At 34.1% G+C, this 6,029-nt stretch carries 6 protein-coding genes; 5 read left to right on the top strand and 1 reads right to left on the bottom strand.

Annotation, left to right across the window (positions count from 1 at the left end; genetic code table 11):
• Positions 1-238: 238 nt before the first annotated feature.
• A complete protein-coding gene (cysS, locus tag D5R40_RS29610) occupies positions 239-1,708 on the bottom strand; it encodes a cysteine--tRNA ligase (protein ID WP_124155625.1) in 1,470 nt (489 codons plus the stop codon).
• 275 nt (positions 1,709-1,983) lie between these two features.
• Here cysS and D5R40_RS29615 point away from each other — a divergent pair, with 275 nt between their 5' ends.
• From D5R40_RS29615 to D5R40_RS29635, 5 genes are all read left to right on the top strand, one after another.
• Positions 1,984-3,240, top strand: coding sequence for a glycosyltransferase (locus D5R40_RS29615; RefSeq protein WP_124155626.1), 1,257 nt, complete (start codon positions 1,984-1,986; stop codon positions 3,238-3,240).
• A 203-nt stretch (positions 3,241-3,443) separates the two neighbouring features.
• Positions 3,444-3,860: a hypothetical protein gene (locus tag D5R40_RS29620; RefSeq protein ID WP_124155627.1), complete on the top strand. Its 417-nt coding sequence runs from the start codon at positions 3,444-3,446 to the stop codon at positions 3,858-3,860.
• Positions 3,835-4,509 carry a hypothetical protein gene (locus tag D5R40_RS29625; protein ID WP_124155628.1) on the top strand — a complete coding sequence of 225 codons (675 nt, stop codon included), beginning with the start codon at positions 3,835-3,837 and terminating at the stop codon, positions 4,507-4,509. The genes D5R40_RS29620 and D5R40_RS29625 overlap by 26 nt, the downstream gene beginning before the upstream one ends.
• Position 4,510: 1 nt before the next feature.
• Positions 4,511-5,038, top strand: coding sequence for a hypothetical protein (locus D5R40_RS29630; RefSeq protein WP_124155629.1), 528 nt, complete (start codon positions 4,511-4,513; stop codon positions 5,036-5,038).
• The gene (locus tag D5R40_RS29635; protein WP_124155630.1) at positions 5,022-5,417 is read left to right on the top strand and encodes a hypothetical protein; all 396 of its coding nucleotides are present in this window, start codon (positions 5,022-5,024) and stop codon (positions 5,415-5,417) included. Before D5R40_RS29630 ends, D5R40_RS29635 begins: the two co-directional genes overlap by 17 nt.
• Positions 5,418-6,029 lie beyond the last annotated feature (612 nt).

Genomic DNA, 6,029 nt, shown 5'->3' on the forward strand with positions numbered 1-6,029 from the left:
GCGTGAACACCCCCGTTGACGGTGGGGTATTAAACCCACAAAGAAAATGATAAATGTGGAACAGTAGTTCAGAGTCCAAATAAATAATGAAAGCAGATTTAACAAGATACTCAGGATTAGAAAAACTATATTCTTTCCTACCCTACTCCCTACTCCCTACTCCCTACTCCCTGCTCCCTACTCCCTAATCCCTGCTCCCTACTGTACTTCATAAACCACCGAATAAGCTGTAAATTAACTAATTTCGATGCCAGCGCGTTACACCACCAGGTTGGTCTATTAGTTTAATACCTTGACTTTGCAGTTGATCTCTAATGCGGTCTGCTTCAGAATAATTCTTAGCTTTTTTTGCTGCTAAACGTTGCTGAATTAAAGACTCTATTTCAGCATCACTTAAACCTCCAACTTCACCATTAATTTCTGCATTTGGTTGAAATTCTAAACCTAATACTTGTGACAACTTTACAAGAGTTATCCATTGTTTTTGTAATTCCTCTAAAGATGTTTCAGTTTGGCCTTCATGTACTAATATATTGCCCTCTCGACGTAACTCCTTAGCTAATTCAAATAAAACAGCTAAAGCACCAGGAGTATTAATATCATCATCCATTGCTTTCTGAAATTGTTCAACTTGAGAAGTTAATAAATTTGTCTTTTCAGATAATAGTTTTTCTGGCGTTTCCCATCCCAACTGAGAACCATATTGATAAGCAAATAATATACCTTCCTTAATCGTATTCCAACCATTTTCCGCAGAAGCGATCGCTTCAGGGGTAAAATCAATAGGTTTTCGATATTGGGCAGTCAAAACAAACATTCTTACAGCCATTGGGTCTACAGGTTTGTCTAATAAATCCCGAATCGTGGTAAAATTACCGAGGGACTTTGACATTTTTTCCCCATTAATTGTGACAAAGCCATTATGTAACCAATATTTAGCTAAAGACTTTCCAGTTACTGCTTCCGACTGGGCAACTTCATTTTCATGGTGAGGAAAAATTAAGTCCGCCCCACCACCATGAATATCAATAGTCTCTCCTAAACACTCTCGCACCATTGCAGAACATTCAATATGCCAACCTGGTCTTCCTTGTCCCCAGGGAGAATTCCATGCAGGTTCCCCCGGTTTTGCTGCTTTCCATAAGGCAAAATCAAATGGGTCTTTCTTTTTAGAGGTCTCTAAATTTTCTCCTCCAACTCTACCACTTGCCCCAGCTTGCATTTCCTCCAAGCGACGGCCCGATAACTTCCCATATTCGGTAAATTCCCGCACCTGATAATAGACATCCCCTCCCGCAGAATAGGCAAAACCTTTTTTTTCCAGGTCGTTGATTAACTGCTTAATTCCATCTATTGTCTGAGTTGCCCGAGGATATTCGTCTGCTTCTAGCACATTCAACCGTTTCATATCCTCAAAATAAGTCTCAGTGAAGCGTTCGGCCACCGACTCCATAGAAGTACCTGTTTCTCTGGCCCGATTAAGGATTTTATCATCTATATCAGTAAAATTTTGCACATATCGTACCTGATAGCCCCGCCACATTAGATATCGACGTATTATGTCCCAGGCAATATACGAACGAGCATGGCCCAAATGGCAGTAGTCGTATACTGTAACACCACAGCAGTACATTTTAACTTTGCCTGGTTCTAGGGATTCAAAATTTTCTTGGCGACGAGTTAGGGTATTGTATAGTTTCAGGGTCATAAAGTAATTTCAACAAGTTTTTTCTAATTCTAAATTATCAGGAGAATAGCTGTTTTTGATTTTGGCGTTATAGTAAAATTTTATACTATAAATTCATAACCTGATAAGCTAGTTTTGAGAAAAATGATGGCTATATAATTGTTTTTAATGCTAGGATTATATATAAAAATTAAGTATTAAGAGTTCATTTCAGTAGTGCATTAATTCTCAAGTTCGTCATAGCTGAGAAGGTCAGTAAAATTGAAAACATATTTATCACAAAATATCAAAGCACAATGAAAATTTTAGTATCTTTACCACCCAAAAAAGCAGTATTTTCAACCCCAGAACAATCAATTGACCAATTTCTTGAAGGTAATATTGCAGGTTCAGGAATGTTGGGTTCAACAGTCAGATTGGCAAATCTACTACATGATAGGGGGTTTGAGGTCTGCCTAAGTTCTACTCAGGAGATAATGTGTTCTAAATTTACTTGCCTAAAACATGAGAATGTAGAACCTAAAGAATTTGATTGGTTAATCGTTCATGAATCCCATTGGGATGGCATTTCATTAACATTTGGCAATCAATTTCTTAATAAAACCTTTCTCTGGCTATCGCTCTATAGTTGTTTCTCTTTAGTTTTTACTTTTATCAAAGCTGGTGGTCATCGTGTTATCTGTAAATCAATAGATTGTGCAAATACTTTTAGAAGTGTACCAGGGTGGGAGAAAAAAGTAGCAGTTGCTTACAATAGTTACAATCAGATATTTACTCCTGATTTAGAGAATCACGAAAGTAATAGAAAAGCACTGATATTTGTAGGTGCAATCAGACCTTCTAAAGGATTTGTTGAGGTGATGAAAATTTGGTCTTATCTAGTCCAACATAAACTCGATCTAAAACTTAAAGTTGCTGGTAGCATTCAACTTCACGGCAGCAAAACTAATACAGGTTCAATAGGGATTGCCGATCAAACATTTGAATCCGATTACATTGAACCTTGGCTAGAGAGTCTACCTGATCAATATCAGCCTCATTTTTTAGGCTCATTAACCCCAAAACAACTCCAGGTAGAAATTAACCAATCTTGGGGAGCAATAGTTAATCCATCTTGGTATTGCACTGAGACTTTTTGTGTTTCGGCAGTTGAAGCTCAAGCTTGTAATAAAACAGTTTTTTCAGTGGCTAGGGGTGGTCTTAAAGAGACAGTTTATAGAGGAAAATTTAAGTCTTTAGCAACCAAGCCAAATCCCGAAACAATAGCCAAACTAATTATTCAGGGTTTGTCTAATGAGAAAACTATTTATGAGAATGGGTTACTAGCTGGCGATTACGTCAGAAGTAAATTTTCAAATCAGGCTATTGGTGATGCTTGGATAAATCTACTTCAGGATAAACCAAATGAACCTTATATTCCAAAAAATTGGCAAACACCCCGTGATTTCCTCTATGACTTATTGCGCTATTCTAAAATCAGTAAATTGTACTATTTTTACAGGAGTCCACATGATAGAAAAATTCTTAGCCTTACACAAAAGAAAGATATTTGAACCCCTTCCTACTTGAGAACAAAAGTTTTATCAGTCATTAATGATTTTTGGTTCTTTGTTAATACTTAAATAGGTAAGCACGAAAAAAAACTATGTAAGAAACAGAATATATTAAATTGAACTATCGAATTTGAGTTTAACTTTTAGTTACATAATTATAAATTTCCACACTAACCTACGTAGTTTTTCTATTTATTACTAATATGAAAACCATCTATTTTTACTCACCAAAACCAATCTCTCCAGAACTTCTCCAAATGAATCCTGATGAGTGGTCAGGTCTTAGAAACAATTTCAATAGTTGGATTCTCAGAACATATCTAAAATTACAAGAAGTTTATAACTGTCAATTTGTTAATAGTATTCCTGAAGAAGGAATTTTGTTGGCTGATAGAGACTCCTTGGGAAATAGTTATAAATATTTTAATAAAGTAATGTTAATTTGTGCTAAAGGTGATCGGGAATTTCACTCCAGCGCACATCTGCATATTGTGCATAACCCTAGGGATTATGAAAATAATAAAAATTTCATTTGGAATCCTTATTATATATCACACTGGCCACAACCAGGATTAATTCCAAGAGATCAAAATCGTGGTTCTGGCCAGTGTGATAAATAATAAAAATTTCATTTGGAATCCTTATTATATATCACACTGGCCACAACCAGGATTAATTCCAAGAGATCAAAATCGTGGTTCTCTTATAGAGAATGTAGCTTTTATGGGCACGAGAAGTCAATTGGATGAACAACTAAAATCAGACAAATGGATTCAAGCTTTGGAAGAGTTAAACTGCAAATGGCTGCCAATTTTTGCTCCGAAGAAATGGAATGATTACACTAATATTGATGCTGTAGTTGCAGTGCGAACTTTTGATGGAAATCCTTACAAAAATAAACCAGCTAGTAAATTAATAAATTGTTGGAGGGCTGGTGTTCCAGCAATTCTTGCCCCAGAATCATCTTTTATGGCTTGTAGAAAATCTGAGCTAGATTTTCTGATAATTAAATCTCTTGATGAAGCTATCACGGCAGTAAAAACACTAAAAAATAATCCTGAACTATATCTAAAAATTATCAAAAATGGATTTGAACGAAGTCAAGAATTAACCCCTGAATCTGTGAAGCAACAATGGATAAATTTTTTCAATAATTTTGCTTTTCCTGCTTATGATCGGTGGCAGTCTTTCTCCCAATTTAAAAAGAGGAAGGATTATTTAAGACGTTATTTCAAGTTAAAGTTAACTAGATTAATTAACCGTATTTAATATGAAAATAAAAAACTATAGACAAAACAAAGAAATTCGTGTTTTTGGCATTAGAAGAAGTGGTAATCATGCAATCATTTCTTGGTTAATTGAGAACTATCCTGGTTCTGTTGTTTTTGTTAATAATATTAATCATCACAATCAAGGAAATTTTCCTGCCAGCTCTTTTGATGTTTATATAAATCGTCCTTTCGTAGATCGTATAATAGTTAAAGGCTTACCTTATTGGCGATGTAAAAACAAGTTAACAGGTCTAATAAAATATTTAATTACTAGACCTTCAACGTTTACTTTTGTTTCTAGTGACAATTCAGTTAATCTAAACTATATACGTCAAGCAAAAAAAGATGCTTTGATCTACAGTTTTGAAGACATTCCTCCAAATGATAGCAGGCTAAATTTATTTGATCGAGAACTTCCTCAATACATTGGTAATAGTCAAAACAAAATTAAATTACTTATTTTAAGAGACTCCTTTAATTTGCTTGCTAGCTTATTGAAGTCAAAAAAAAATGAAGAGAAACGATGATGATAAGTTTAAATATATCAGTATTTTTAAAGACTATGCGAGAGAATATATTGACTCAAAAATGAATATTAAATCTGATAGTTATGATCGAATTTGTGTAAATTATAATCAGTGGTTTTGTGAAGCAAGTTATCGTATAAAATTATCAGAAAAGCTGGGCTTTAAAGTTACAGCAGATCCTTATCAAAAAATATCTGATCGAGGGCAAGGTAGTTCTTTTGACAGTTTTGAATATGAAAACAAAGCCTCTTCTATGAATGTTCTAGAGAGGTGGAAAGTTTTTAAAGACGATTCCTTCTATAAAAGCTTATTTGAAGACCGAGAGCTTCTAGAACTTTCTAAAATGATATTTAATATCGATATTCCCAAGTTTATATGATTAGAATAGTGGTAAGTATTAAGGTATCTCATGCCTATTTTTATAGATATACCAGTGAAAACGATTGACTCAGCAATTTAATAATCCTATTCTAAATAATCACTAATATAAAAGCTTATGGCAATTTATATTGAGAATAGGATTTTTTAAACAATTGCTGGAAATTATAGCAATGAGCGCTCAGGTATTTACAATGTCCAGCTTAAAATGCAGTAAGCGAAAAGGTGTAAAAAAAATGTAAATATGCCAGCGCACATTGATATACAGCATATTCGGTTGTTTATGAAGTACAGTAGCACTAACTTTTTAAATAGTTTTTGAAGTATGGAATTAAGAATTCATTCTTACTTTCACTAATATACTAGAATCACGCTTACTACACTTACATGAAATAGGCTATATTATTCATCAAAATTGATAGGGTTCTCCATCTAATGCCAAATCCTTAAACTGAAATTAAAGATTAGGGACAGCTAGCTAACTTAGAGTCGGATTCAATAATTATGACTAATTCAAAAAAATATTATCAAAAGTTAAGTCAATGATAAATAATATACCCTATGTTACAGGTGATTCTGTGCCAGAAAAACCATCCCTAAAAGTTGGCTTACT

The organism is Okeania hirsuta (genome assembly GCF_003838195.1).
GTDB classification, from domain to species: Bacteria; Cyanobacteriota; Cyanobacteriia; order Cyanobacteriales; family Microcoleaceae; genus Okeania; species Okeania hirsuta.